This is a genomic window from Paraburkholderia hiiakae, from assembly GCF_904848665.1.
GTDB classification, from domain to species: domain Bacteria; phylum Pseudomonadota; class Gammaproteobacteria; order Burkholderiales; family Burkholderiaceae; genus Paraburkholderia; species Paraburkholderia hiiakae.
Genome location: NZ_CAJHCQ010000001.1, coordinates 815392 through 841201, shown reverse-complemented (window position 1 = coordinate 841201; position 25810 = coordinate 815392). Strand labels below are relative to the sequence as shown.

At 65.2% G+C, this 25810-nt stretch carries 23 protein-coding genes; 10 read left to right on the top strand and 13 right to left on the bottom strand.

Annotated features, from left to right (window positions below):
- Positions 1-84 precede the first annotated feature (84 nt).
- A complete protein-coding gene (gene fabI, locus JMY28_RS03655) occupies positions 85-864 on the top strand; it encodes an enoyl-ACP reductase FabI (RefSeq protein WP_201694519.1) in 780 nt (259 codons plus the stop codon).
- Positions 865-1009: 145 nt separating this feature from the next.
- Positions 1010-2020 (top strand): sulfate ABC transporter substrate-binding protein, encoded by a 1011-nt coding sequence (locus tag JMY28_RS03650; RefSeq protein ID WP_201694518.1) that lies wholly within the window; start codon positions 1010-1012, stop codon positions 2018-2020.
- An 88-nt stretch (positions 2021-2108) separates the two neighbouring features.
- Here the strand turns inward: JMY28_RS03650 and JMY28_RS03645 are convergent, their stop codons facing one another.
- The 6 genes from JMY28_RS03645 to argS all read right to left on the bottom strand — a co-directional run bounded on the left by JMY28_RS03645 (position 2109) and on the right by argS (position 8814).
- Positions 2109-2393, bottom strand: a complete 285-nt coding sequence (locus tag JMY28_RS03645) for a hypothetical protein (RefSeq protein WP_201694517.1) — start codon at positions 2391-2393, stop codon at positions 2109-2111.
- A gap of 255 nt (positions 2394-2648) precedes the next feature.
- Positions 2649-4286, bottom strand: a complete 1638-nt coding sequence (locus JMY28_RS03640) for an ABC transporter substrate-binding protein (protein ID WP_201694516.1) — start codon at positions 4284-4286, stop codon at positions 2649-2651.
- A 211-nt stretch (positions 4287-4497) separates the two neighbouring features.
- On the bottom strand, positions 4498-5274 hold the full coding sequence (locus tag JMY28_RS03635; protein WP_201694515.1) for an SDR family oxidoreductase: 777 nt from the start codon (positions 5272-5274) through the stop codon (positions 4498-4500).
- 23 nt (positions 5275-5297) lie between these two features.
- Positions 5298-5951: a thiol:disulfide interchange protein DsbA/DsbL gene (locus tag JMY28_RS03630; protein WP_201694514.1), complete on the bottom strand. Its 654-nt coding sequence runs from the start codon at positions 5949-5951 to the stop codon at positions 5298-5300.
- Between the two features lie 156 nt (positions 5952-6107).
- Positions 6108-6932 carry an SPOR domain-containing protein gene (locus tag JMY28_RS03625; RefSeq protein ID WP_407945460.1) on the bottom strand — a complete coding sequence of 275 codons (825 nt, stop codon included), beginning with the start codon at positions 6930-6932 and terminating at the stop codon, positions 6108-6110.
- 97 nt (positions 6933-7029) lie between these two features.
- Positions 7030-8814: an arginine--tRNA ligase gene (gene argS / locus JMY28_RS03620; RefSeq protein WP_201694512.1), complete on the bottom strand. Its 1785-nt coding sequence runs from the start codon at positions 8812-8814 to the stop codon at positions 7030-7032.
- A 359-nt stretch (positions 8815-9173) separates the two neighbouring features.
- On the opposite strand from argS, the gene JMY28_RS03615 reads away from it, so the two are divergent.
- Positions 9174-9500 (top strand): DUF1840 domain-containing protein, encoded by a 327-nt coding sequence (locus JMY28_RS03615; RefSeq protein ID WP_201694511.1) that lies wholly within the window; start codon positions 9174-9176, stop codon positions 9498-9500.
- Between the two features lie 167 nt (positions 9501-9667).
- Here JMY28_RS03615 and JMY28_RS03610 read toward each other — a convergent pair whose 3' ends face one another.
- From JMY28_RS03610 to JMY28_RS03580, 7 genes are all read right to left on the bottom strand, one after another.
- Positions 9668-9871: an acid-shock protein gene (locus tag JMY28_RS03610; RefSeq protein WP_110383055.1), complete on the bottom strand. Its 204-nt coding sequence runs from the start codon at positions 9869-9871 to the stop codon at positions 9668-9670.
- Positions 9872-10166: 295 nt separating this feature from the next.
- On the bottom strand, positions 10167-12929 hold the full coding sequence (gene metH / locus JMY28_RS03605) for a methionine synthase (protein ID WP_328809367.1): 2763 nt from the start codon (positions 12927-12929) through the stop codon (positions 10167-10169).
- A 15-nt stretch (positions 12930-12944) separates the two neighbouring features.
- Complete coding sequence (locus JMY28_RS03600) at positions 12945-14015, bottom strand: homocysteine S-methyltransferase family protein (RefSeq protein WP_201694509.1); 1071 nt, start codon at positions 14013-14015, stop codon at positions 12945-12947.
- 181 nt (positions 14016-14196) lie between these two features.
- Positions 14197-14454, bottom strand: coding sequence for a BTH_I0359 family protein (locus JMY28_RS03595; protein WP_028201771.1), 258 nt, complete (start codon positions 14452-14454; stop codon positions 14197-14199).
- A gap of 176 nt (positions 14455-14630) precedes the next feature.
- Entirely contained in the window at positions 14631-15419 is a 789-nt protein-coding gene (gene pcaD / locus JMY28_RS03590; RefSeq protein ID WP_201694508.1) for a 3-oxoadipate enol-lactonase, read from the bottom strand.
- A gap of 407 nt (positions 15420-15826) precedes the next feature.
- Positions 15827-17233, bottom strand: a complete 1407-nt coding sequence (locus tag JMY28_RS03585; RefSeq protein WP_201694507.1) for a DUF3108 domain-containing protein — start codon at positions 17231-17233, stop codon at positions 15827-15829.
- A gap of 120 nt (positions 17234-17353) precedes the next feature.
- Complete coding sequence (locus JMY28_RS03580; protein ID WP_201694506.1) at positions 17354-18259, bottom strand: IclR family transcriptional regulator; 906 nt, start codon at positions 18257-18259, stop codon at positions 17354-17356.
- 117 nt (positions 18260-18376) lie between these two features.
- On the opposite strand from JMY28_RS03580, the gene JMY28_RS03575 reads away from it, so the two are divergent.
- The 7 genes from JMY28_RS03575 to rfaE2 all read left to right on the top strand — a co-directional run bounded on the left by JMY28_RS03575 (position 18377) and on the right by rfaE2 (position 25780).
- Positions 18377-19369 carry a fumarylacetoacetate hydrolase family protein gene (locus JMY28_RS03575; RefSeq protein WP_201694505.1) on the top strand — a complete coding sequence of 331 codons (993 nt, stop codon included), beginning with the start codon at positions 18377-18379 and terminating at the stop codon, positions 19367-19369.
- A 202-nt stretch (positions 19370-19571) separates the two neighbouring features.
- A complete protein-coding gene (locus JMY28_RS03570; protein ID WP_201694504.1) occupies positions 19572-20738 on the top strand; it encodes an ABC transporter substrate-binding protein in 1167 nt (388 codons plus the stop codon).
- Between the two features lie 58 nt (positions 20739-20796).
- The gene (locus JMY28_RS03565; RefSeq protein WP_201694503.1) at positions 20797-21621 is read left to right on the top strand and encodes an enoyl-CoA hydratase/isomerase family protein; all 825 of its coding nucleotides are present in this window, start codon (positions 20797-20799) and stop codon (positions 21619-21621) included.
- 109 nt (positions 21622-21730) lie between these two features.
- Positions 21731-22465, top strand: a complete 735-nt coding sequence (locus JMY28_RS03560) for a PhaM family polyhydroxyalkanoate granule multifunctional regulatory protein (RefSeq protein ID WP_201694502.1) — start codon at positions 21731-21733, stop codon at positions 22463-22465.
- A 108-nt stretch (positions 22466-22573) separates the two neighbouring features.
- The gene (locus JMY28_RS03555) at positions 22574-23779 is read left to right on the top strand and encodes a patatin-like phospholipase family protein (protein WP_201694501.1); all 1206 of its coding nucleotides are present in this window, start codon (positions 22574-22576) and stop codon (positions 23777-23779) included.
- A gap of 485 nt (positions 23780-24264) precedes the next feature.
- Positions 24265-25134: a ferritin family protein gene (locus JMY28_RS03550; RefSeq protein ID WP_028201777.1), complete on the top strand. Its 870-nt coding sequence runs from the start codon at positions 24265-24267 to the stop codon at positions 25132-25134.
- Between the two features lie 154 nt (positions 25135-25288).
- Positions 25289-25780 carry a D-glycero-beta-D-manno-heptose 1-phosphate adenylyltransferase gene (gene rfaE2 / locus JMY28_RS03545; protein WP_201694500.1) on the top strand — a complete coding sequence of 164 codons (492 nt, stop codon included), beginning with the start codon at positions 25289-25291 and terminating at the stop codon, positions 25778-25780.
- Positions 25781-25810 lie beyond the last annotated feature (30 nt).

Here is a 25810-nt window from a genome sequence, read left to right as displayed (position 1 = left end):
TCGTTTTGATGTCGACCCATCGGCCGCCCGATTGGCAACTGCATCCGCGGCCATCACCGACCGTCATCCACTGCGAGGTCAGCCATGCATACTCCTCCCGAACGGCCGCTTGCCGGCATGCGCGCGCTCGTCACCGGCGTGGCGAACGCCGATTCAATCGCTTACGGCTGCGCCCGCGCGTTCGCCGATCTCGGCGCGCAACTCGCCATCACCTATCTCAACGACAAGGCCAGGCACTACGTCGAACCGCTCGCCAACGAACTGGGCGCGCAATTGCTGCTGCCGCTGAACGTCGAGGAAGACGGACAACTGGACGCCGTGTTCGATGCGGTGCGCGACACGTGGGGCGCGCTCGACATCGCGCTGCACTCCATCGCTTATGCGCCGAAGGAGGATCTGCAGGGCGGTCTGCTCGATTCGTCGGCGCAGGGCTTCGCCCTTGCGATGGACGTGTCGTGCCACTCGTTCATCCGCATGGCCAAGCGCGCAGCGCCGCTCATGCCGCACGGCGGCACGCTATTCGCAATGAGCTACGACGGAGCAAACCGCGTCGTGCCCAACTACAACCTCATGGGCCCAGTGAAGGCGGCGCTCGAAGCGTCGTGCCGCTATCTCGCGTATGAGCTCGGGCCGCTTGGCATTCGCGTGCACGCCATCTCGCCGGGGCCGCTCAAGACGCGCGCGGCCTCGGGCCTGCCCGACTTCGACCGCATGCTCGCGGAGGCCGTGGACCGCGCACCACTTGGCGAACTCGTCGACATCATGGATGTGGGTTACGCAACCGCCTACCTCGCCACACGCTACGCGCGCCGCATGAGCGGCAACACCGTGTACATCGACGGCGGCGCGCACATCATGGCGTAAAAGCGCGCTTAGCACGAAAGCCGAATAGCAAAGCTCGCATCGGTATAAGCCGTGCGCCTCGGCTCGCTAGAATCGAGCGTTCGGTCTGCTTACGAAAATCATGCAGGCAGCCCGAAAAGCCTTTCAACGACAGACGGGGATCACCATGGCAGGTTTGGGACGCACGGCGCGCTGGCTCGGCGTGGGCATCATCGCATTGAGCGCGGCGGCGGCGCATGCCGAAACGTCGCTGCTGAACGTCTCGTACGACGTCACGCGCGAGCTGTACAAGGACATCAACGCGAGCTTCATCGCCGACTACCAGAAGAAGACCGGCGAGACCCTGTCGATCAAGCAGTCGCACGGCGCGTCGAGCGCGCAGGCGCTGTCGGTGCTGCAAGGCCTGCAAGCCGACGTCGTGACGATGAACCAGCCCAACGACATCGACCTGCTCGCGCAGCAGGGCCATCTCGTGCCCGCCAACTGGCGCACGCGCCTGCCCGACGCGAGCGCGCCCTATACGACGACGATGGTGTTCCTCGTGCGCAAGGGGAACCCCAAACACATCAAGGACTGGGACGATCTGGCGAAGCCGGGCGTGCAGGTCGTGATCGCGAACCCGAAGACCTCGGGCAATGGCCGCTATGCGTATCTGGCCGCGTGGGGCTACCGCAAGCAGCAAGGCGCGAGCGATGCGCAGGCGCTCGACTTCGAGCGCGCACTGCTGAAGAACGTTCCGGTGCTGGACGCGGGCGGCCGGGGAGCGACGACGACGTTCACGCAGCGCGACATCGGCGACGTGCTCGTGACCTTCGAAAACGAAGTGGCGCTGATCGATACGGGCGTGGGTGCGAAGGACTTCGAAGCAGTCTATCCCTCGGTGAGCTTGCTGGCGGAGCCGCCGGTGACGATCGTCGACAAGGTCGTGGACAAGCGCGGCACGCGCAAGACCGCGCAGGCGTACCTCGACTATCTGTATTCGCCCGCCGCGCAGGAGATCATCGCGCAGCACCATCTGCGTCCGCGCGATGCCGCCGTACTCGCGAAGCACGCAAACGAGTTCAAGTCGATCAAGACTTTCACGGTCGAGCAGGTATTTGGCAGCTGGCAGAACGCGCAGGCCACGCATTTCGCCGATGGCGGGACGTTCGATCAGATCGTCGCGGACCGCAAGTAACGCGCGTTTAACCACGCATGGAAAAACGCCTCGCAAATCGTCTGCGAGGCGTTTTCGTTTGCGGCGCCGTTTAAGGCGCTAAACCGGCTTAGTTCCAGCCGCGATGGCCGTACCATTCGCGGCGGCCGTACCAGCGATGACCGTCCCAGTAGCGGTCGCCATGCCAGCCGATCACGACAGCCGGCGCGTACGCCACCCGCACAGGCGGCGCGACATACACCGGCTGTGGCGCGACATAGACAGGCGCGGGCGCAACATAAACCGGAGCGGGCACGCCGACGTTCAGGCCGACTACCACACCGGCCATCGCGGTTTGCGAGGCGGCCAGGACGAGCGCTCCAGCACCCAGCGCGGCAAAGAGTTTGGTTTTCATTTTGAGCCCCTTCGGTTGAAGATTCGATGGCTTCAATGTAGCCAGGCGCTCGCCTCCTTGAGTTACCAAACTGCAACAAACTGCGCGTGAATTTTACCGGCGGTAATGGGAGGAAAGGGCGTTCGGCCGCCTGGGACGGGGCACTCGCAGGTTTCGCGCGTGCGGCGGTGTTTCAATTCGTGATCGTCAGGGCAGGTCTGTAATCGGCGCGCCGGGCGCCAAACGCCCGGCACGCTCCCGCCGTGACGTCTGGTGTTACTGCACCGCGACGCTCGCGAAGTTCTGGCGTCCGAACGGGCTCACCTGATAGCCGCTCACGTTCGTACGGGTGATTGCGGCGGCGGTCGGGTAGCCAAGCGGAATCCACAGCGCCTGGTCGTGGATGATCTGTTGAGCGGCTTCGTAGAGCTTCACGCGCTTGGCCTGATCGGCAGTGGCCTTGCCGTCGGCGATCAGCTTGTCGAGTTGCGGATCGCAAAAGCGCGCGAAGTTGATGCCCGACTGCACCGCATTGCAGCTAAAGAGCGGCGAGAGATAGTTGTCGGGGTCGCCATTGTCGCCGGCCCAGCCCATGAAGAGCGTGTCGTGCTGGCCTTGCTTCGCTTCCTTGATCAGCTCGCCCCACTCGATCACCTTGATCTCGGCCTTCACGCCGATCTTCGCGAAATCGGACTGCAGCAGCTCGGCGCCCGCGCGCGGGTTCGGGTTCAGCACGCTGCCGTTCGGGCGCACCCAGATCGTCGTCGAGAAGCCGTTGGCGTAACCGGCGTCGGCGAGCAGTTGCTTCGCCTTCGCCGGGTCATACGGATACGGCTGGATCGACTTGTCGTATCCCCAGGTGATGGGCGGCCAGGGGTTCGCCGCGGGCGTCGCCGTGTTATCGAAAATCGCCTTCAGGTAGGTCGTGCGGTCGAACGCCATGTTCAGCGCCTGGCGCACTTTCTGGTTGTCGAGCGGCTTCTTCTGCGTGTTGAGCGCGACGAACGCTGTCATGAACGCGGGCGTTTCCACCACCTTGAGCGACTTGTCGTCCTTCGCCGCGGCCACGTCCTGGGGCTTGGGCGAGAGCGCGATCTGGCATTCGCCGGCCTTCACCTTCTGCGCGCGCACGGCGGCGTCGGGCGTGATCGCGTAGATCAGGCGGTCCACCTTCGGCTTCGGCCCCCAGTAGGCCGGGTTCACGTCGTAGCGGATCAGCGCGTCCTTCGTGTAGCTCTTGAGCGCGAACGCTCCCGTGCCCACCGGCTTCGCGTTGAGGTCGACCTGCTTGCCGGCCTTGAGCAACTGGTCGGCGTACTCGGACGAATAGATCGACGCGAAGCCCATCGTGAGGATCGAGAGGAAGGTGGCGTTCGGCTCGTTGAGCTCGAACTTCACCGTGTTCGCATCGACCTTCGAGACCGACTTCACGAGCTTCACGAGACCCATCGACTGCGCGTGCGGGAAGCCGCTCGCGCCTGCCACCTTGTGCCACGGATTGTTCGCGTCGAGCATCCGATCGAACGTGAAGACCACGTCGTCGGCGTTGAGCGTGCGCGTGGGCTTGAACCATTCGGTCGTCTGGAACGCCACGTTGGGCCGCAGATGGAACGTGTAGGTCAGGCCGTCGGCGCTCACTTCCCACTTGTCCGCGAGCGAGGGCACGACCTTCTTTTGCGCTTCGTCGTAGGTCACGAGCGAATTGAAGATGACGTCGGCGGACGCGTTGGTCGTGACGAGCGAGTTGAACTGCACGACGTCGAAGCCATCAGGGCTCGACTCGGTGCAGACCGTCAGCGGCCTGGCGAGCGCGGGCGTGGCCGCGAACGCGCAAGCGGCGCCAAGCGCGGTCGCGAGCACGAGTGCAGGGACGCCAGGTACAAGCGCGCGCGCGGTGGGCGAGGTGAAGCGCATGGGATCTCCGTAGTTCTTCGGTGGCGGGCGGCGCCCCGTTTTGTTCGCGGTGTTGTTCGATGCGGGAGAAGCGAGAAGGCCAGGCGGGGCGCCCGGACGAGCCAAGCTTAGCGAAGGGAATTTGTCGAGACAACAATTTAATCCACATACCCATATGGCATGCGGGCGCGGCGTGCGGCTTCGCAGACTCCGCACGCCACGCTGGAGGACCTTAGTGGCTCGCCGTGCGCGGCTTGCGCGGCGCCTTTTCGAACACGCGGTCGTAGACCCAGCGCGGCAGCGCGCGCAGCATCGTGGCGGCCACGCGCATCGGCCAGGGGAACACCGCGAACGCGGTGCCGCGCGCGATGGCTTGCGCGGCCTTCGCCGCGAACTGGTCCGCGTCCATCAGAAAGGGCATGCGGTAGGGGTTCTTGGCCGTCATGGGCGTGCGGATATAGCCGGGCGCGATCGTGACCACGGGCACGCCGAATGGGCGCATTTCCACGCGCAGCGCTTCGAGATAGGCGAGCGCCGCGGCCTTCGAGGCGCTGTATGCGCCCGAGCCCGGCAGCCCGCGCACGCCCGCCACGCTCGCAATGCCCACGAGCGTGCCGCGTTTGGCTTTCGCCATCGCCGAGGCGAACGGCTCGAAGGTGGCGACCATGCCGAAGTAGTTGGTGTCCATCACGTCGCGGAACGTGGCGAGGTCGCCTTCGCCCGTCAAGACGCCGCGGCTCACACCCGCATTGGCGATGACGACGTCGGGCATGCCGTGCTGTGCGATGAAGTCGCGCGCGGCGGCGGCGAGCGCATCGGCGTCGCGCACGTCGGCGGGATAGATGGAGATGGTGTGATCGGGGTGGGATTGCCGGAAGCCGGCAAGGGCCTCGCCGCGTCGTGCGACGAGCCCGAGGACGGCGCCCTGCCGCGCGTATTCGGCGGCGAGCGCGGCGCCAATGCCGCTCGACGCGCCGGTGATGAAGACCTTCAGTGGGGCGTCTTGCATGGCCTGGCGCGTCGAATCCGGCATCACATCTTCTTCGAGCGGATCTGCGAGACGATGAAGTCCATCACCTGCAGCGTGCCCGGCAGCGCCTTGTCTTCCGGACCCTGGACCATGGCCGGGCCGGTTTCGTACTTGCCCTGGATGGCGATGGTCGGCACGCCGTCGATCTTGTAGGAATCGAGCAGAGCCTTGTCACGCTGCAGCGCGCTCTGCGTCGAGAACGAGTTGTACGCTTCCATGTACTTCTTCGGATCGACGCCCTGAGTGGCGAGGAACTTCGCCTGATCTTCCGGCGTGAGCAGGTAGTTCTTGTTCACGTGGATCTCGTGGAACACGACCGGCGTGAGTTTCTGGGCAAGGCCGAGCGCGTCGAGCGCGTAGTACATCTTCGAATGCGGGATGAAATCGTCACGGAATGCCACCGGCACGCGCTTGAACACGACATCCGGACCTTGCTTCTTGATCCACCCTTCGAGATACGGGTCGAACGCGTTGCAGTGCGGGCAGCCGTACCAGAAGAACTCGATCACCTCGATCTTGCCCGCGGGCACGTCGAGCGCCTGGGGCGTCTTCAGGACCGTGTAGTCCTTGCCGGCCACGGGTGCGTCGGCGGAGGCGTGAGCCACACCGGCGATCAGCGAAAGCGAGAGAAAAAGCGTACCGAGAAGTCGTTTCATGGCGAAGGAATCCACTGTTCTTGGACCGGCCGCGGCCGGTTGTTTGCCGCAAGACGCCGTTGGCGCGAACCCGGCGCGTGCGGGTGCTGCGCGGGTGTTGCCTGGGTGTTGCTCGTTGAGGACGCCGCGCCGCGGGGTGCGCGGCGCGGACGGCGATTACTGCTTCGTGAAGCGGATGACGGCGGTATCGATACCGGCATCGGACAGGCGCTGACGCGTCGAGTTCATGTCGTCGAACTTCGTGAACGGACCGATGCGCACGCGATAGTACGTCACGCCGCCGGCGTCGCGCTGCGTCACCTTCGATTCGAACCCTTGGAACGCGAGGCGCGCGCGTTGCTGCTCCGCGTCGCCCGAGGTCTTGTACGCGCCCACCTGCAAGAAGTAGCCGGTGTTGGCGTCGCCCGCTGCGGGCGTGGCGCTGCCGGGCTTGGCGGCCGGGGGCGTGGGCACCGCGTTGGCAGGCTTCTGCGGCTGGTTGCCCGCGAGGATCTGCGCCGGGTTGGTCGCGTTGTTCGAGTTGCTGGCCGACTGCGGCTTCTTCGCCATAGCCGTGCCGCTAGTGACGTTTTCACCCGTCGACGGTTGCGGCGCGACAGCCACGCCGTTGTTGTTGTTGTTCGAACCCGAGGGCGGCACTTCGACGATCTGCGGCTCTTCGAGCATGCCCGAGGACTGCGTCTGGTTCGTGGTCTGGCCCGGTGCGGTGTTGGGCGGCGTGCTTTGCGCGGCCTGCGGTACAGGCTGACCCGGCGACTTGCCCTGCAGCGCGCGGTTCGGGTCGACCTGCTCGTTGCTCTGGCTGACGTCGGAGGCGGCCGGCGGCGCGACCTTCGAGACGAACGGCGTGGGCGCGCGCGTGATGTAGAGCGCCACCACCACCGCGATCGCAAGGCCGACAATCAGGCCCAGCACGATGCCGAGAAACGTTCCCCCGGACTGCTTCGACTGCTGTTTTGTAGTGCGGCGCGGTTTTGCCATCGTCTGAATCACCTGCAAACAAGAGAATCCTGGAATGGCCGTCCGCGCGAGGCGGCGGCCCCAAACATGTTGCTGCGCGCGGGTCTCGCGCGTCTCGTTACATGCGCTCCGGCGCGGATACGCCGATCACGGCCAGGCCGTTCGCGAGCACCCGGCGCGTGGCCGCGAGGAGGGCGACGCGGGCGTCGCGCTCGGCGACGTCGTCGACGAGAACGCGTTCGGCATTGTAGAACGAGTGAAACTCAGCGGCGAGTTCGCGCAGGTAGAACGCCACGGCGTGCGGCGCGAGTTCGCTGGCAGCATGCGTGAGCATGTCGGGGAATTCGCCGAGTTTTGCGATGAGCGCGAGCGCGCGTTCGCTCGACAGCGGCGCGAGATCGACCTTCGGCAGCGCGGCCAGATTGCCGCCGAACTTGCCCTGCCAGTCGCCGAGGATCGACGAGATGCGTGCGTGCGCGTACTGCACGTAGTACACCGGGTTTTCGTCGTTTTCCTTCAGCGCGAGGTCGATGTCGAACACGAATTCGGTGTCGGCCTTGCGCGAGATGAGGAAAAAGCGCACGGCGTCGCGCCCGCGGCGGATGGTGGCCTCGTCGAGCAGGTCGGGCGAGACTTCGCTGCCGGGGTTCGCGCCGCCCGACCATTCGATCAGATCGCGCACCGTCACGTAGCTGCCCGCGCGCTTGGAGATCTTCACCTCCTGGCCGTCACGCATCACGGTCACCATCTTGTGCAGCACGTAGTCGGGATAGCCCTTCGGAATGCCGACGCCAAGCGCCTGCAGGCCCGCGCGCACGCGTGCAATGGTGCCGTGGTGGTCGGAGCCCTGAATATTGATGACCTTCGTGAAGCCGCGCTCCCACTTGGTGACGTGGTAGGCGACGTCGGGCAGGAAGTAGGTGTAGGTGCCGTCGGACTTGCGCATCACGCGGTCCTTGTCGTCGCCGTAGTCCGTGGTCTTGAGCCACAGCGCACCTTCCTGCTCGTAGGTTTCGCCCGAAGCGACCAACGCCTCGACGGTCTTCTCGACGCGGCCTTCCGTGTACAGCGACGACTCGAGGTAGTAGCGATCGAACTTCACGCCGAACGCCTGCAAATCGAGATCCTGCTCGTGGCGCAGATAGGCCACGGCGAAGCGGCGGATCGCTTCGAGGTTCTCCGGATCCTTCGCGCCCGTGACGGGCTCGCCGTCCTTGGCCGCGACGGTCTCGCCCGCGAGATAGTCGCGCGCGATGTCGGCGATGTATTCGCCGTTGTAGGCGGCCTCGGGCCACTCGGCGTCGCCGGGCTTGAAGCCACGTGCGCGCGCCTGGGTGGAGACGGCGAGGTTGCCGATCTGCACGCCCGCGTCGTTGTAGTAGAACTCGCGGTGCACGTCATAGCCCTGCGAGCCGAGCACGTTCGAGATGGCGTCGCCGAGCGCGGCCTGACGTCCGTGGCCCACGTGAAGCGGCCCAGTGGGATTGGCCGAGACGAACTCGACGAGCACGTGCTTGCCGGCTTCGCGCTGCGAACGGCCGAATGCCTCGCCCTGCTCGAACACGGCGCCGATCACGGCGCGCTTCGCGTTCGCGGTGATACGCAGGTTGATGAAGCCGGGGCCGGCCACCTCGGCCGCCTCGACGAGGCCTGCGGCCTCGGGTTGGGCGAGTACGGCGTCGACGATCTGCTGGGCGAGCTGGCGCGGGTTCGCGCGCATGGGCTTGGCGAGCTGCATCGCGACGTTGCAGGCGACGTCGCCGTGCGCGGCGACCTTCGGGCGCTCGAGTGTGATCGCGGGCACGACGAATGCGGCTTCGCTCGCGCCTTCGGTGGCCTTCGCCACCTGGGCTACGGCTTGCGCGAGCAGGGTCTCCAGGGTGTGTTTCTGTGCGGGCAGCATGCTGGTTGCAAGTCCTGTGCGGGTAATGGGATGCGGGGCCGGCGCCAAGGGGTGTGGCCTCTGGCTGCCGGCGCGGACCGCCGAATACGGGTGAGGGCGCGCCAGCCTTGCGGCAGGCCACCTACCAGGCGCCAATGCGCGGGCGGCCTCGTTGCGGCAGGCGGCGTGGCGGCGTCCTTGACGCCAGAATTCCGGGCGCCGCGCCCTGCGGGTAATTCCGTCCTGACGGATTTTAGCAGGTGCTAATATGTGAAATGAGATGTGAAATGAGGTAGCGCGACAGGGGCTGCCTTGGCCCGTCTGGCTTCGCAGGCCGGAGCGTCACGCGCAGATCCGAAAAAATCATAAAGGGAACAGACATGCTGGTTACTTTTAAATGTCACGCGGCGCCCGACGTCACGATGCTGGAGAACCTCGCACAATACCTTCTCGGCATCATTGGCAAGCGGCTCGGCCCGCGCGGGGTGATTACCCACGACGAACTCGACACTGCCATCACCAAGCTCGAAGCGGCTATCGCCACGGACAAGAAAGAGCGCCACGAGCAGGAAGGCCACTTTCACGAAGGCGAAGATGACCGCGTCCATCACGAACTGCCGGTCGGCCTCGCGCAACGCGCGTTTCCTTTCCTCGATATGCTTCGCGCCGCGAAAAAGGAAGATAACGACGTTTTGTGGGGCCTTTGAGGTTCCCGTTCGAGGTCTGAGCGGCAAAGCGCGTGGTTGTGCTGCGTCCAATACGCGCACCGGCTAGCGTGTGACGGCCGCCTGGGCGGCCCCGCCTGATCCGATATTCCAAAAGCAAAGAGCCCGCAATGTGCGGGCTCTTTGCTTTTGTTCGCCGTCGGCGCACGTTACTCGCTGGCGGCCGCCGGCTCGGCAGCGGAAGCCTCCGACTTTTTCATTTTCTTCTTCTTCGGCTTCTTCACGTGCTTTTCGGTGGGCGCCGAATACGACGTCACCGGGCTCGCCTGCTCCGGCGCGGCCGGCTGGGCGAACGACGGCTGCGCAAGCGCCGCGACGCCGAAGGCGGTCAACATCAACATCAGCTTCTTCATACGATTTCTCCGTCGAGGTTGCTTCGATTTTGCGTTTTAAGGATTTGCTGATGATCGAGCCGGCGCGGCGTTGCCGCGTGTGGCCGGGCGTCATGCAGGTGTTGCCGGGTCATACGGGGGTCTTGCCGGGCCATCTTACAAAGCCGAAAAATCGCGCGCGCGTAATTTTCACCTTGCCGGATAGCGTATGTCGGGCGATGACAACGGGGGTAGCGCAACGGGAGGAGGCGCGCCGCACAAAGCGGCGCGCAGTACGGCTGAGAATCGGCCTGGAAGCGGGGCCTGGAAGCGCGGCTTAGAGCTGCGGCGCGAGCGCGCGGCGGGCGTCGGCGTCGGAGAGCGACATGCGGCGCGCGTAGTCGGCGAGCTGGTCCTGGGCGATCTTGCCCACCGAGAAGTACGTGCTGTCCGGGTGCGCGAGGTAGAAGCCCGAAACACTCGCGGCCGGCAGCATGGCGAGCGATTCCGTCACGCTCATGCCGACTTCGCCCGCTTGCAGGAAGTCGAACATGTCGCGCTTCACGAGGTGGTCCGGGCAGGCCGGGTAGCCGGGAGCCGGGCGAATGCCTGCGTACTTCTCGTCGATCAGCGCGTCGTTGTCGAGCGTTTCGCTGGCCGCATAGCCCCACAGGTCGCGGCGCACGCGCGCGTGCAACGCTTCGGCGAACGCTTCCGCGAAGCGGTCCGCGAGTGCCTTGAGCATGATCGCGCTGTAGTCGTCGTGGTCTTTCTCGAACTGCGCTTCCTTCACGTCCACGCCAATGCCCGCCGTGACCGCGAACATGCCGATGTAGTCGGCCACGCCCGAGTCTTTCGGCGCGATGAAGTCGGCAAGCGAGCGGTTCGGGCGCATCACGCCGTCCACCACGGGGCGCACCGACTGCTGGCGCAGATTGCGCCACGTGAGCGCGACTTCGCTGCGCGATTCGTCGGTGTAGATTTCGATGTCGTCGTCGTTGACAGTGTTGGCGGGCAACAGCGCGATTACGCCATTGGCCTGCAGCCAGCGGCCCTGAATCAGGCGCGAAAGCATCGACTTCGCGTCGGAAAATACGCGGCGTGCCGACTCGCCCACGATCTCGTCGTTGAGGATCTGCGGATAGGGACCGGCGAGATCCCACGTCTGGAAGAACGGACCCCAGTCGATGTAATTCGCGAGCTCGTTCAAGTCGAAGTTCTTGAACACGCGACGGCCGATGAACTTCGGCTTCACGGGCTGGAAGTTCGCCCAGTCGATCTTCGTCTTGTTCGCGCGCGCCTCTTCGAGCGTCACTAGGGGCTGTGCCTTCTTGTTGGCGTGCTGATCGCGAATGCGGTCGTAGTCGGTCTTGAGATCGTCGATGAACTTCGTCGCGCCCTCATCCGAAAGCAGGCTCGACGCGACCGAAACCGAACGCGACGCGTCCGGCACGTACACGACCGGACCTTCGTAATGCGGCGCGATCTTCACCGCGGTATGCACGCGCGACGTGGTCGCGCCGCCGATGAGCAGCGGAATTTTCTTGATGCGGAAGTAGTCGTCGCGCTGCATTTCGCTCGCCACGTAGGCCATTTCCTCGAGCGAGGGCGTAATGAGCCCCGAGAGGCCGACGATATCCGCGCCTTCGACCTTCGCCTTCGCGAGAATCTCGTTGCACGGGACCATCACGCCCATGTTGACCACTTCGAAGTTATTGCACTGGAGCACGACCGACACGATGTTCTTGCCGATATCGTGCACATCGCCCTTCACGGTCGCGATGACGATCTTGCCCTTCGCGCGCACGTCGGCGCCCGATTCGGCGAGCAGGCGCTTTTCTTCCTCGATGAACGGAATCAGGTGCGCCACGGCCTGCTTCATCACGCGCGCCGACTTCACCACCTGCGGCAGGAACATCTTGCCCTGGCCGAACAGGTCGCCGACGATGTTCATGCCGTCCATGAGCGGGCCTTCGATCACGTTGATCGGCCGCCCGCCCGCGCCCATGATCTTCACGCGCGCTTCTTCGGTGTCCTCGACAATGAAGTTCGTGATGCCGAGCACGAGTGCGTGCGCCAGACGTTTTTCCACGTTCTGGTTGCGCCACTCGAGGTTCTCTTCCTTCTTCGCGGCGCCCGTCTTGAACTTGTCGGCGATTTCGAGCAGACGGTCGGTTGCGTCGTCGCGGCGGTTGAGCACCACGTCTTCCACACGCTCGCGCAACTCGGTGTCGAGGTCGGCATACACGCCGAGCTGGCCCGCGTTCACGATGCCCATGTCCATGCCCGCCTGAATGGCGTAGTAGAGGAACACGGTGTGGATCGCCTCGCGCACCGGGTCGTTGCCGCGGAACGAGAACGACACGTTCGACACGCCGCCGCTGATCTTCGCGTAGGGCAGGTTCTGCTTGATCCAGCGCGTGGCTTCGATGAAGTCCACGGCATAGTTGTTGTGCTCTTCGATGCCTGTGGCCACCGCGAAGATGTTCGGGTCGAAGATGATGTCCTCGGGCGGGAAGCCCACTTCGTTCACGAGGATGTCGTAGGAGCGCTTGCAGATCTGGGTCTTGCGCGCGAACGTGTCGGCCTGGCCCTGCTCGTCGAACGCCATCACCACACTCGCCGCGCCGTAGCGGCGAATGAGCTTCGCGTGATGCACGAACTGCTCCTTGCCTTCCTTGAGCGAGATCGAGTTGACGATGGCCTTGCCCTGCACGCACTGCAGGCCCGCCTCGATCACCTCCCACTTCGACGAGTCGATCATGATCGGCACGCGCGCGATGTCGGGCTCGGAGGCGATGAGGTTCATGAAGCGCACCATCGCCGCCTTCGAGTCGAGCATGGCTTCGTCCATGTTGACGTCGATGACCTGCGCGCCGTTTTCGACCTGCTGGCGCGCAACCGCGAGCGCCTCGTCGAACTGGCCGTTGAGGATCATCCGCGCGAAGGCCTTCGAGCCGGTCACGTTGGTGCGCTCGCCCACGTTGATGAAGAGCGTGCCTTCGGTCACGTTGAAGGGTTCGAGGCCGGAAAGGCGCAAGGTATGGTCAGTCATGGCGTGGGACTGGATCGTATGTTGTTGGAGCGGGTTCGGAAGCAGCGATCGAACGTGTCGTCAGGCAGCGTCGCGGTACTGGCCGGGCCAGCGGCGCGGCTTGACTTCGGCGAGCGCCTTTGCGATGGCCGCGATGTGCTCGGGCGTCGTGCCACAGCAGCCGCCCGCCACGTTCACGAGACCGGCGCTCGCGAATTCCTTGAGCAGTGCCGAAGTATCGGCGGGCGTTTCATCGAAGCCCGTGTCGCTCATCGGATTGGGCAGGCCCGCGTTCGGATAGCACGAGACGTACGTGTCGCAGAGTTTGGCAAGCTCGGCGATGTACGGACGCATGAGCGCGGCGCCCAGTGCGCAGTTCAGGCCGAAGGTGAGCGGCTTCGCGTGGCGCAGCGAGTTCCAGAACGCCTCGACGGTCTGGCCCGAGAGAATGCGGCCCGAGGCGTCGGTCACGGTGCCCGAGATCATGATCGGCAGATTCTCGCCCGTGTCTTCGAAGAGCTGGTCGAGCGCGAAGAGCGCGGCCTTGGCGTTGAGCGTGTCGAAGATCGTCTCGACAAGGAAGAGGTCGCAGCCGCCGTCCATGAGCGCCTTCGCCTGTTCGTAGTACGCGTGGCGAAGCTCTTCGAACGTGACGTTGCGCGCGCCCGGATCGTTCACGTCCGGCGAGATGCTCGCCGTTTTCGGCGTCGGCCCGATCGCGCCCGCGGCGAAGCGCGGCTTGTCCGGCGTCGAATACTTCTCGCACGCGGCGCGCGCGAGCTTCGCCGACTCGACGTTCATCTCGATGGCGAGCTCGCCCATGCCGTAGTCGTCCTGGGCCACCGTGGTCGCGCCGAACGTGTTGGTCTCGATGATGTCCGCGCCCGCCGCGAGATACTGCTCGTGAATCTCGCTGATGATCTGCGGCTGCGTGAGCGAGAGCAGTTCGTTGTTGCCCTTGATATCGCGCGGGTAATCCTTGAAGCGCTCACCTCGGTAGGCTGCTTCGTCGAGCTTGTAGCGCTGGATCATCGTGCCCATCGCGCCGTCGAGGATCACGATACGCGAGGCGAGCAGCGCGGGAAGCGCTGCGCCGCGCGTGTATTTGGCGTCCCCGGCGGGGCGCGAGGCAAGGGCTGCGGGCTGGTTCATGGATCGCGGGCGGGCGTGGTGCCGGTTGAACTGGGAAACCTCACATTGTAGCCGCTGCGGCAACGGGCCGCTGCCCGCGGCGTCGCGCGCAGGACGCCCAAAAGAAAACCCCGGCCGGCCAAGCCGGACGGGGTTTCGTGTGAAGGACGCTGCGCGTTGAGTGCCGCGAGGTGCGCTAGCGTCAGTGAAGCACGACGGGTTGCTGCATGAGGCTATCGAACTGTCCGAGGAATTCGTCGACTTCGTCGAGCGACTGGTCTTCGTCCATCAGCTTTTGCACGTCTTCGCGAAAACGTGCCGCCATCACGCCGTCGATGAAGATCTCGCGGCGTGCGTTTTTGTCGACGATCTCGTAGCCGCCTGCGCGCATGGCGCTGTGGCCGTCCTGCGGCGGAAACTCGACGACGCAATAGTTGGGACTGTTGTAGATCATTTGCATGGCGACACTCCTTTTTCCTGTGCTCCCTGACCTTCTGGGTCAATACGTGGAGCGTTCGTTCTGGAATTCAAGGGGTGGGTCCCGCATCACCTCTTATGTGGACTGCTCTCCCTTTTTATCTTTCACTTCTCAACTGCGTCTGCTGCCACTGCCATGATGCTTTTACTTCGAACTACTTAGACCAACTGTTTGAGAAACGTTTCGAGTAACGCTGTGAAACGGTGCGACTCCTCTACCGGGGCCAGATGCGCCGCATCGAGCACCACGAAATGCGACCCTTCTATCGCTCTTGCCAGGGCTTGCGTCACGGCCATCGGCGTGCCGTTGTCGTGGCGGCCCGCCACGGCGAGCGTCGGCACGCGCAATTGCGCGAGCCTGTTTTCCACGTCGAAATCGCGTAGCGCCTCACAGGCCATCGCATAGCCTTCTGAAGGGGTCCGTAATAAAACATCACAAATTCGCTCGACAGTCGGCGCATGCGTGTGCCGGAAGTCGGCGGTGAACCAGCGGGCCATCGTCGCATCGGCGAGCGCCCCGAGACCGTCGCTGCGCACCGTGGCGGCGCGCTCGTTCCATGTTCCGCGCGCTTGTGGCGGCGTATGACCAGCCGTGTCGCAAAGCGTGAGCGTCGCCACGCGTTCGGGATAATCGAGCGCGAACTGCTGCGCGATCATGCCGCCCATCGACATGCCAACGAGATGCGCATGCTCGATGCCAGTTGCGTCTAAAAGCGCATCCAGATCGGCGGCGAGGTCTGCAAAGCCGAAGGACTTGCTTGCAACCGCGCTTGCGCCATGCCCGCGCACGTCATAGCGCAGCACGCTGTGGCGATGGCGGAAATGTCCGGCGAGCGTGTCCCACACACTAAGGTCGCCGCCCAGTTGATGAATGAACGCCAGCGCGGGCCCACCGCTCCTGTCGTCGAAGACATAGTGCGTATCGATGCCGTTGACAGTCACTTGCATGGGTTCCTCCTTCGCCTTCCAGGCTGGGAGTCAAGCCGTTTGCGAGGTACTGCATGCACGCGATGCTGGTGGAGCAATCCGCGCGCCTGGGGCACGCGGACGATGCGCGATGCGATGTTCGTTAGCTTGTGTGTCGCGTCCCTGTTTGCTGCGTTATTTATTGTGTTGTGCCGATTTTGTCCATCTTTTGCAGCGTTGCATCGGTTTGTTGGTGCTGATCAGCTCGCTGATTCGCTATTTGCGCGCGGTGTCGTGTTGCCGTGTTTCGTCTGCTTGTTCTTGGCACTTCATGATGCGCGCGATGCCTTGCGATCCTTGACGCACGGCTCGATTCCAGTATGCGCTATTTCGCGAGTTTGTGTCGTGAAGCGGGCCGGTTGGATCTCGCGATTCGTGCGGTTGCGCGCTCAGGGATGCTCGGGTGCCGGGCCCGGCGAGGTGGGGGAGGATTCGTCATCCACGGACGTTTGCGGCGGCGATTCTGTCTGCGTATCGGGCGTATTGGGCGCATTGGGCGCATTGGCGGTTGGCGCCGGTTGCGCTGGCGATTGCGGTTGCGGCGCAGTTTCCGATGTAGCGGATTGTGCCGATGTTCTGTCGGGTGCGGCGTTGGGCGTTGTGGCGGCCGCGGCCGTTGCGGAGTCGGGCGTCGGGGCGGGCGCGTTCGCAGCGCCCGGCACCGTGAGCGCGCCACGCCACACCAGCTCGAACTGGTTGCCATTCGGCTCGGTCTGCACGAGGCGCACGGGCAACCAGCCCAGCGTTGGCGCGAGCCACACGTCGATGCGCCGCTTGTCGCCGTCGCGGCGCGGCAGACGCATGAAATGGCGCGCGGTGACATAGCCGTGATCCGTGCTCACCGTTTCGTCGCCGATCGTGGTGATGGGCCAGGTCTCGCCGCTGTCGTTGTCCGCGACATAGAACTCGCGCGTGACGCCCGGTTTGTACGCATCGGGGTCGCCGCGCACGAGGCTGGCGAGTTGCATCACCATGCTGAAGCGGTCCTGCGCGCCATCGGGCAGCGCGAGCGAGTTGGGCGTGCGCGTGAACACGATCTGCTTGTCGGCGCGGTTGAAAATCGTCACATCCGAAGGACGATGGCCGCGCTTTTCGATGTACTGATCGGGCGCGAGGCCGAAGGCGTCCACGCGACCCTTGCTCGTCCAGCTGAATTCGCCGACGAAGGGCAGGGGCACGCGCACGACCATCTCGTAGCGCTGCCCGTCGCTTGACCAGTGGATCGTGCCGGGCTGATTGCGCACGCCGTTATAGAACGTGTCGTATTGCAGTTCGCCCGATGGGGGCACCGAAAACTTCAGCCCATGCGAGGCCTGCGCGGCTTGCGCCGAAGGCTGCTTGCCGTTGCCGGGCGCTGCGCTTGCCGTGCCGCTCGTACCACTCGAGCCGGCTGTGACCTGCGAAGCGGCTGCGGGCGCGGACGCCGCTTGTGTATCCGGCGGCGAGGCAGGCGCTTTGGGGTGCGGTTCTGGCGGCGCTACTGCATGCAACGTATGCGGCTCGGCGGGCTTCTGCGCGGGTTTGGGCTCGGCATGCGCGGGCGCTGCCGCTGGGCCCGCGGGCCGTGCCTCGCGTTCGATGCGTTCGGGTTTGAGGAGCGCCACCTGCACCGGCACACGCACGTGCGCGACGCTCGGCGGCGCCCCGTGGTGCCGCTCGAACCATTCGGCCGCGAGCCAATGGAGCGCCGTGACCGCGACGAATACACCGACCCAGCGCCACGCGCGCGAGCGCTGTGACCTGCGTGAGTCGGTGTCGAGGCGGCGTGCCTCGCGCGGTGCGGCGGGTGTGGACATCGGCGGTTCGTGGGTCGGTATCTGTCGGACGTTACTGTGACACAACCCGCCGCGAACGCGCAGAAAGCCAGACGCCGCGCGAGGCGGGGTCACATGTCTGCCGACCCACGCGTACAGCGTTCAGCGCGGCGTCGGACTGTACCCCAATTCGTACGACAGTTTTTCTGCGCACGCGCGCAACGCGGTGTCCACAGCGCCATTCCAGTCGATATCGAACGCGCCTTCGTGACCGAGCGCGATGAGCCCGAGCGCGAACTCGCCGCTCGCGTCGAACACGGGCGTGCAGAACGCGTGGATGGTCGGCAGCAGCATGCCTTCCACGCGGGCGGCGCCATGCTCGCGAACCTCCGCGAGCGCGCGTTCGAGCGCCTCTGCCGTACGCGGCGTGGAGCCGTATGAGTAGTGCTGCGCGCCCGCGAGTTCGCGCTCGATCATCGGGGCGGTCTTGCTGCGCGGCAGGTAGGCGGCGAATAGCAGGCCCGTGGCGGAACTGAGCATCGGCATGACGTCGCCGAGCTTGAGCGACGCTTTCGCCGGGTGGCTCGACTCCAGCCAATGCACGACGGTCGGCCCCTGGTTGCCCCACACGGCGATGCCCACGGTAATGTCGAGCGCGTCGCGCAATTCGGTGAGTGCGATACGCGCGAGTTTGACGCCATCCACGCGCGCAAGACGCGCGAGGCCAAGCTGCAATGCGAAGCCGCCCAGTTCGTAGCGGCCCGAGAGCGGGTCCTGCGCAACGACGCCGAGGCGCATGAAGCTCACGAGATAGCGATGCGCCTTCGCCGGGCTCATGCCCGCACGCTGCGCGAGGTCGCGCAGCATCATCGCGCGCGGCTCGCTGGTGAGCACTTCGAGCAGGCGAAAGCCCACTTCGATCGACTGGATGCCGGAGCGCAGCTTTTCTTCACCGGCTTCCGGGCCTTCCGAGGCTTCGGCGGTGTCGAGGGCGTCGGCGAGATCTTCGGCGTTCGTGGCGTCTGTGGCGCTCGCGCGTGGCGAGGCGGAGCGGACGGTAGGCGGCATGGATGCGTTGTGGTCTTCAAACGTACGGCAACTGAGGGCATGCGGCGCGCCCGCTTGGGGTCCGCCGATTCACCATCGTAGAATACATTTCCCTTATCGTCACTCACGTCTGATTCCATGAAACTTGCCACGCTGAAGGACGGCACCCGCGACGGGCAGCTGATCGTCGTTTCCCGCGACCTGCGCAGCGCCGCCATCGCCGATGCGATCGCGCCCACGCTGCAGCGCGTGCTCGACGACTGGCGCTTCTACGCGCCGCAGCTCGCCGAGCTGTATGACGCGCTCAACTCAGGGCGGGCGCGCAACGCGTTCAGCTTCGACGCGCGCAACTGCATGGCGCCGCTGCCGCGTGCGTACCAATGGGCGGATGGCTCGTCGTACGTGAATCACGTCGAACTCGTGCGTCGCGCGCGCGGCGCCGAGATGCCCGCCGAGTTCTGGATCGACCCGCTCATGTACCAGGGCGGCAGCGACGACTTCATCGGGCCGTGCGACGACATCGTGTGCGCATCCGAGGCGTTCGGCATCGACTTCGAGGCCGAAGTTGCCGTCGTGACCGGCGACGTGCCGATGGGCGCGAGCCCCGACGAAGCGCTCAGGGCCGTGCGGCTCGTCACGCTCGTCAACGACGTTTCGCTGCGCAACCTCATTCCCGCGGAACTCGCGAAGGGCTTCGGCTTTTTCCAGAGCAAGCCGGCCAGCGCGTTCGCGCCGGTGATGGTCACGCCCGACGAACTCGGCGAACACTGGCGCGAAGGGCGCGTGCATCTGCCGCTCATCGTGCACTGGAACGGCAAGAAGGTCGGCCAGCCCGATGCGGGCACGGACATGGTGTTCCACTTCGGCCAGTTGATCGCTCACGCCGCGAAAACGCGCAATCTGCGCGCGGGCGCCGTCGTCGGCTCGGGCACGGTCTCGAACAAGGACGCAAAGCGCGGCTACTGCTGCATCGCCGAGAAGCGCTGCCTCGAGATGATCGAAAGCGGACAGGCGAGCACCGAGTTCATGAAGTTCGGCGACAGCGTGAAGATCGAAATGCTCGACGAAGCGGGCAAGTCGATTTTCGGCGCGATCGATCAGGCCGTGGCGTCACTTCACGGAGAGCAGTGACCCACAAGCGACGCACAAGCAACACGCAAGCGCTGAAGGGTTTCGCCGGATGCCGCGCGCTCCGCGTGCGGCTACACTGGCGAACGCCCTTTTTTCTTCGAGGGGAAACTGGGGAGACACGTAAAAGTACGAGCCGTAGAAGCACGCAGCATCCGCATGCAGAAAAAAGCGCAAAACGAACGCATAACGACAAGGAGACACCGTGAACGCTTCTCGCCCCAGCCGTCTTGCTGCACGCATCGTCTGGCTTTTCAGCCTCTGTGCGCCCACGCTTGCGCTCGCGCAGGTCAAGATCGGCCTCGTGCTTTCGCTTACCGGTCCGGCCGCCTCGCTCGGCATTCCCGCGCGCGACACCGCCGCGATGTTCCCCACTGAGATCGCGGGCCAGAAAGTCCAGTACATCGTGCTCGACGACGCCTCCGACACGACCCAGGCCGTGCAGGACACGAAGAAGCTCATCGACGAACAGCATGTCGATGCGATCATCGGCTCGTCGATCACGCCGAATTCGCTCGCGATGCTCGACGTGATCGCGCAGGGCGAGACGCCTGCTATCTCGCTCGCTTCGTCGGCGAAGATCATCGAGCCCGTTGATGACAAGCGCCACTGGATGTTCAAGACGCCGCAAACCGACGCGATGATGGCCGGCGCGATCATGGATCACGCCGCCGCGCATAACGTGAAAACGCTCGCTTATATCGGCCAGGCCGACGCGCTCGGCGAAACGTTCTACGCTGAAATCGCGAAGGCCGCGCAGCAGCACAACATCAAGCTCGTCGCGAACGAGCGCTTCAATCGCACCGATCCGAGTGTGACGGGGCAGGTGCTCAAGATCGTGGCGGCGCACCCCGACGCTGTGGTGGTGGGCGCGGCCGGCACGCCCGCCGCGCTGCCGCCGAAGGCGCTCAAGGAGCGCGGCTACAAGGGCGTCATCTATCACAACCACGGCGTGGGCAACCGCGACTTCCTGCGCGTGTGCGGCGCGGACTGCAACGGCACGTTCCTGCCCGCAAGCCAGGTGCTCGTGGCGGCGCAACTGCCCGAGGACGCGCCTGGCCGGCGCCTCGCGCTCGACTATATTTCGCGGTACGAAGCACGCAATGGCGCTGGCACGGTGTCGGCGTTCGGCGCTTACACGTGGGACGCAGGCCTCTTGCTCCAGAACGCGATACCCGTTGCGCTCAAGTCGGCTGCGCCCGGTACGAGCGCGTTTCGCCACGCGCTGCGCGACGCGCTCGAAGCGACGCGCGGGCTGCACGACACCAATGGCGTCGTCAACATGAGCGCCACCGATCACCTCGGCCTCGACGCGCGAGCGCGCGTGATGGTCGAGATCCGCGATGGCAAGTGGGTGTATCAGCCGCATTGATGAGCCGCACTGTCATCGCATTCACGTAATCAGCAATCCGAAGCAAAGGAGTCCGCCCATGAACGATCCTTTTTACGCCCGCTATCAGGCTCTGCGCGTGCGGCGACACGAGCACGGCATCGTCGAGATCGTGATGAGCGGCGAGGGCGCGAACAAGAGCGGCCTCGCGACCGCCGACGCCCACATGCACCGCGAACTCGCCGAGATCTGGCGCGACGTGGACCGCGATCCCGACGCGCGTGTCGCCGTGATTCGCGGCGAGGGCAAGGGCTTTTCGGCGGGTGGCGACCTGCAGCTCGTCGAGGACATGGCCACGCATTTCGACGTGCGCGCGCGCGTGTGGCGCGAGGCGCGCGACCTCGTCTACAACGTGATCAACTGCGGCAAGCCGATCGTCTCGGCCATGCATGGCCCTGCGGTGGGCGCGGGGCTCGTCGCGGGACTGCTGGCCGACATTTCCATTGCGACGAAGACTGCGCGCATCATCGACGGCCATACGCGCCTGGGCGTCGCGGCGGGCGATCATGCCGCGATCGTGTGGCCACTTCTGTGCGGCATGGCGAAGGCGAAGTACTACCTGCTGCTGTGCGAGCCGGTGAGCGGCGAGGAAGCGGAGCGCATCGGCCTCGTTTCGCTTGCCGTGGACGAGAACGACCTGCTGCCGAAGGCGTTCGAAGTGGCGAAGCGTCTTGCGGGCGGTTCGCAAACCGCGGTGCGCTGGACCAAGTACGCGCTCAACAACTGGCTGCGCATGGCGGGGCCGACCTTCGACACGTCGCTCGCGCTCGAATTCATGGGTTTTGCGGGACCCGACGTGCGCGAAGGCGTACAGTCGCTACGCGAGCGGCGCGCGCCGGATTTTCCGGGCGGCGATCCGTTCTGATTCGCGCTTTCTGCCAATTTCTACTTTTGCGCGCGCTATCATCGAAGAGATCGTTTTGCGCCGCCCACGCGCGCGCATTTGACCACCAATCTATGCGAGGGAGATCCGCATGACCGACCCAGCAGGCACCATGCCGCCGTTCCCGGGCTTTCCCGGCTTTCCGCCCGCCGAAATGCTCGACCGCATGTGGGGGATGATGCGCCTCACGCCGTTCGGCGGCGCATTTCCGGGTACCGAACCGGGCGTCGCGCAAGCATTCGGCCCGTCGCTTTCGATGATGTCCGACATGATGACGCCGCTCACCAACGTCGAGGAGCTCGACAAGCGCATCACCGATCTGCGCGCCGTCGAGCAGTGGCTCAAGCTCAATCTCGGCATGCTGCAGTCCGCCATCCAGGCGCTCGAAGTGCAACGCGCAACGCTTTCCACGCTGCGCGCGTTCGGCGCGTTCGCGCAGGCGCAGATGACGCCGACGCACGCCGAGTCCGAAGCGCCGAGAACAGGTGTCTCGCGCGAGCGGGCCGCCGAGCCTGAAGGCGCGAGCGCAGGCGATGCGGCCGAGGGCGCGGCATCCGCGCCGCCGGGCTTCGACGCGGGGTCGTGGTGGAATCTCGTGCAGGCGCAGTTCAACCAGCTCGCGCAGTTCGCGATGGCGCAGCCGGCCGCTGCGGCAGAGGTGGCGCAAGCCGCCGCCGAAGCGGTGAGCGAGGCGCAGGCGAAGACCGAAGCCGCGGCGGCCAAACGCAGCAGCACCGCCAAACGCGGTAGCGGCAATGGCACCGGCAGCGGCGCGGGCCGCAGCGCGCCGCGCAGCGCGAAGAAGGCGCCGGCACAGCCGGAATAAGGCGCGCGGCGTCACGTCACGAAGAACCGTCCCGCGAGACGCAACAGAAAGGCAACTGCGGGACAGAAGCAGGACAAAGGCAGGAAAACTGCGGGGAGCGTCGGCATCATGCGGCTTGCGCTCGTGATGATGGGTGGCGGCGCGCGTGCGGCCTACCAGGCCGGCGCGTTGCGCGCGCTCGCCGAACTGGCCAGCCGGGCCGAGCCGGCGCGCCGCGCCATGCCCTTCACGGTCATCTGCGGCACCTCGGCGGGGGCGATCAACGCCACCTCGATCGCAAGTCACGCCGACCAGTTCGCGCAGGGCGCAGCGCGCCTCGTCGAGGTCTGGTCGGACATGCGCGCAAGCCAGATCTACCGCACCGACTGGCCGGGCGTCGCGGCCGCGGGCGCGCGCTGGCTCGCCGCGCTCGCGTTCGGCTGGGCCGCCTCCAGCGTGGGCGCGCGCGCCGCGCCACGCACGTTGTTCGACAGCACGCCGCTCGCGCGGATGCTCCCACACGCGCTCAGCTTCCACCGCATCGGGCAGATGCTCGACGAGCGGCTGCTCTATGCGCTCGCCGTCCCGGCGCTCAGCTATTCGTCGGGGCGGCACGTCACGTTCTACCAGGCGTGCGAGCCGATCACCGCGTGGCGGCGCGCGCAGCGCACCGCGCGCATGGTCGCGCTCACGCCGGCTCATCTGCTTGCATCGGCGGCGATTCCGTTCGTGTTTCCGGCTGTGCGCCTCGAACTCGACGGCCGCCACGAATATTTCGGCGACGGCTCGATCCGGCAGATCGCGCCGCTCTCGCCCGCCATCCACTTCGGCGCGCAGCGCATCGTCGTGCTCGGCGCGGCCGCGCCCACGCCGGAAGTGCCCGCGGCGCGAGCCGACATCGACACGTATCCGACGCTCGCGCAGATCGGCCAGCAGGTGCTCGCGAGCGTGTTCCTCGACTCGCTCGGCGCCGATATCGAGCGCATCGAGCACGTGAACCGCATGGTGCTGCAACTGCCGCACACGGTGGAGCCGGAAAGCGGCTGGCGGTATGTCGAGGTGCTCGCCATCGCGCCGAGCGAGCGCATCGAGTTGATCGCCGCGCGTCATTTGCAGCAGTTGCCGCGCTCGGTGCGCATGCTGCTGGGTGCGATGGGCGGCAACCGCGCATCAGGCGCGGCATTCGCGAGCTATTTGCTGTTCGAGCGTGAATTCACGTGCGAGCTGATCGAGTTGGGTTACCACGACACGCTAGCTCAAAGTGATGTTCTTTTGACTTGGCTCAAAGCTCCGACAGACGGCGCGATCACGGATTTTGGGGTGCGGCGGAACTGAAAGACCGGCATGCTATGATTGTGTAAGGTTTTTCTGGTCTTTGTGGGAGTTGCGGTCGGCGTTGCGGTGCTTCGCCGCACAGGTTCCACGGCCTTGACGGGCGGGATGTTTGCCCATTGGAAAATCAGCCGGCAAGGTGCGGCAAAAGCGCGTCGAGCGCGGGGCGCCAGAGTGCGACATTGTGTCGCATCGACCCGTGACGATGGCTCGCACGCCTCGCGGGTGTCGGTATTGATCAGCGGTATCAGGCGGCCGGGTTCGAGGCACGGAGCAGCTACCCAGAATCCACGACGGCGCCTTCATTCCGGTTGGCTGGATTGTCGTGGGGCAACGCGTGTTGCGTCGCCCGAACTGCGATTGCGTCCAGAGGGCCGGATACCGCGTAAAATTAAATGCTTTTTGCCTGCGCGGCCGCGTTTTACGCGGGTACGCGGCACGCTACGAATTCGTCATGCGCGCGTTTTGCGCAGATCAGGGGCGGGACTATGAACACGATGCTTTATCCGGAACTTTACAAATCGCTCGAATCGGTCCGTTGGGACATGGAAAAGGACATCCCCTGGGACAAGTTCGATGCGTCGCTCCTCACCGATGAGCAGGCCGCGACCATCAAGATGAACGCGATCACCGAATGGTCGGCGCTGCCGGCCACGGAAATGTTCCTGCGCGACAACCACCACGACAGCGACTTTTCGGCGTTCATGAGCGTGTGGTTCTTCGAGGAGCAAAAGCATTCGCTCGTGCTCATGGAATACCTGCGCCGCTTCAAGCCGGAAATGGTGCCGACCGAAGAAGAACTGCACGCCGTGCGCTTCGAGTTCGATCCGGCGCCGCCGCTCGAAACGCTCATGCTGCACTTCTGCGGCGAAATCCGCCTGAACCACTGGTACCGCCGCGCCGCCGAATGGCACACGGAGCCGGTCATCAAGGCCATCTACGAAACGATTTCGCGCGACGAAGCGCGCCATGGCGGCGCGTATCTGCGCTACATGAAGAAGGCGCTCAACAATTTCGGCGACGTCGCGCGCGCGGCGTTCGCGAAGATCGGCGTGCTGATGGCATCGGCGCGCCGTACCGAAAAGCCGCTGCACCCCACGAACCTGCACGTGAACCAGGCGTTGTTCCCGCGCGACACCGTGCAATCGCGCCTGCCCGACCCGGAATGGCTCGAGCGCTGGCTCGACGAGCAGATCCGCTTCGACGACGGCTGGGAAAAGAAGGTGATCGAGCGGATTCTGCACAACCTCTCGATCCTGTTCGAGCGCACGTTCACCACGGCGCAGGAACTGAACCGCTATCGCAAGGAAGTGGTGCAGCGCCTGCAGGCCGAGCAAGGCACGCAGCAGCCGGCCTGACGCGCCGGGACATCTCGCGTGCGCGGCCTCGTGGCGCGCCGCGATCGGGACGGCCCGAAGCGCTTCTCGCGTGACGGGCCGTTTTCATTGGCGCGCACATTTTTGGCTTTGCCTGATTCAATCCGCGCCCACTTTCTTATCCGAGCCTCATTCCATGCCCGCTTCCTTCGAACGCAAGATCACGACCCGCGACGCGCTCGCACAACTGCGCGCTTCGCTGCCCGGCCCCGTGGTGTTCACCAATGGCGTCTTCGACATCCTGCATCGCGGACACGTCACCTATCTCTGCGATGCGAAGGCGCTGGGCGCCACGCTGATCGTCGGCGTGAATAGCGATGCTTCGGTGAAGATGCTCGGCAAGGGCGACGACCGCCCCATCAACAACGAGAACGACCGCATGGCGCTGCTCGCGGCGCTGGAGAGCGTGGACTGGGTGGTGCAGTTCGGCGAGCAAACGCCCGTTGAGCTGATCGAGGCCGTGCGTCCGGACATTCTAGTGAAGGGCGGCGACTACGACATGGACGCGCTGCCCGAGTCGGCGCTGGTGCGCGGCTGGGGCGGCCGGGCGCTCGCGATCGCCTTCGAGCACGACCGCTCCACGACGAAGCTGTTGCAGAAAGTGCGCGCGCAGGAAGGATCGAAGTAAGTACCGGCATCCGGGCGCACGTTCACACCG

Bases quoted from the DNA above. Each gene is read 5' to 3' on its own strand.
- JMY28_RS03610 (WP_110383055.1), bottom strand. From the start codon at position 9,871: ATGAAGAAGCTGATGTTGATGTTGACCGCCTTCGGCGTCGCGGCGCTT.
- JMY28_RS03625 (WP_407945460.1), bottom strand. From the start codon at position 6,932: ATGGCAAAACCGCGCCGCACTACAAAACAGCAGTCGAAGCAGTCCGGG.
- JMY28_RS03635 (WP_201694515.1), bottom strand. From the start codon at position 5,274: ATGCAAGACGCCCCACTGAAGGTCTTCATCACCGGCGCGTCGAGCGGC.
- fabI (WP_201694519.1), top strand. From the start codon at position 85: ATGCATACTCCTCCCGAACGGCCGCTTGCCGGCATGCGCGCGCTCGTC.
- JMY28_RS03560 (WP_201694502.1), top strand. From the start codon at position 21,731: ATGACCGACCCAGCAGGCACCATGCCGCCGTTCCCGGGCTTTCCCGGC.
- rfaE2 (WP_201694500.1), top strand. From the start codon at position 25,289: ATGCCCGCTTCCTTCGAACGCAAGATCACGACCCGCGACGCGCTCGCA.
- JMY28_RS03565 (WP_201694503.1), top strand. From the start codon at position 20,797: ATGAACGATCCTTTTTACGCCCGCTATCAGGCTCTGCGCGTGCGGCGA.
- JMY28_RS03580 (WP_201694506.1), bottom strand. From the start codon at position 18,259: ATGCCGCCTACCGTCCGCTCCGCCTCGCCACGCGCGAGCGCCACAGAC.
- JMY28_RS03595 (WP_028201771.1), bottom strand. From the start codon at position 14,454: ATGCAAATGATCTACAACAGTCCCAACTATTGCGTCGTCGAGTTTCCG.
- pcaD (WP_201694508.1), bottom strand. From the start codon at position 15,419: ATGCAAGTGACTGTCAACGGCATCGATACGCACTATGTCTTCGACGAC.
- JMY28_RS03555 (WP_201694501.1), top strand. From the start codon at position 22,574: ATGCGGCTTGCGCTCGTGATGATGGGTGGCGGCGCGCGTGCGGCCTAC.
- JMY28_RS03640 (WP_201694516.1), bottom strand. From the start codon at position 4,286: ATGCGCTTCACCTCGCCCACCGCGCGCGCGCTTGTACCTGGCGTCCCT.
- JMY28_RS03615 (WP_201694511.1), top strand. From the start codon at position 9,174: ATGCTGGTTACTTTTAAATGTCACGCGGCGCCCGACGTCACGATGCTG.
- JMY28_RS03600 (WP_201694509.1), bottom strand. From the start codon at position 14,015: ATGAACCAGCCCGCAGCCCTTGCCTCGCGCCCCGCCGGGGACGCCAAA.
- argS (WP_201694512.1), bottom strand. From the start codon at position 8,814: ATGCTGCCCGCACAGAAACACACCCTGGAGACCCTGCTCGCGCAAGCC.
- JMY28_RS03575 (WP_201694505.1), top strand. From the start codon at position 18,377: ATGAAACTTGCCACGCTGAAGGACGGCACCCGCGACGGGCAGCTGATC.
- JMY28_RS03650 (WP_201694518.1), top strand. From the start codon at position 1,010: ATGGCAGGTTTGGGACGCACGGCGCGCTGGCTCGGCGTGGGCATCATC.
- JMY28_RS03645 (WP_201694517.1), bottom strand. From the start codon at position 2,393: ATGAAAACCAAACTCTTTGCCGCGCTGGGTGCTGGAGCGCTCGTCCTG.
- JMY28_RS03550 (WP_028201777.1), top strand. From the start codon at position 24,265: ATGAACACGATGCTTTATCCGGAACTTTACAAATCGCTCGAATCGGTC.
- JMY28_RS03630 (WP_201694514.1), bottom strand. From the start codon at position 5,951: ATGAAACGACTTCTCGGTACGCTTTTTCTCTCGCTTTCGCTGATCGCC.
- JMY28_RS03585 (WP_201694507.1), bottom strand. From the start codon at position 17,233: ATGTCCACACCCGCCGCACCGCGCGAGGCACGCCGCCTCGACACCGAC.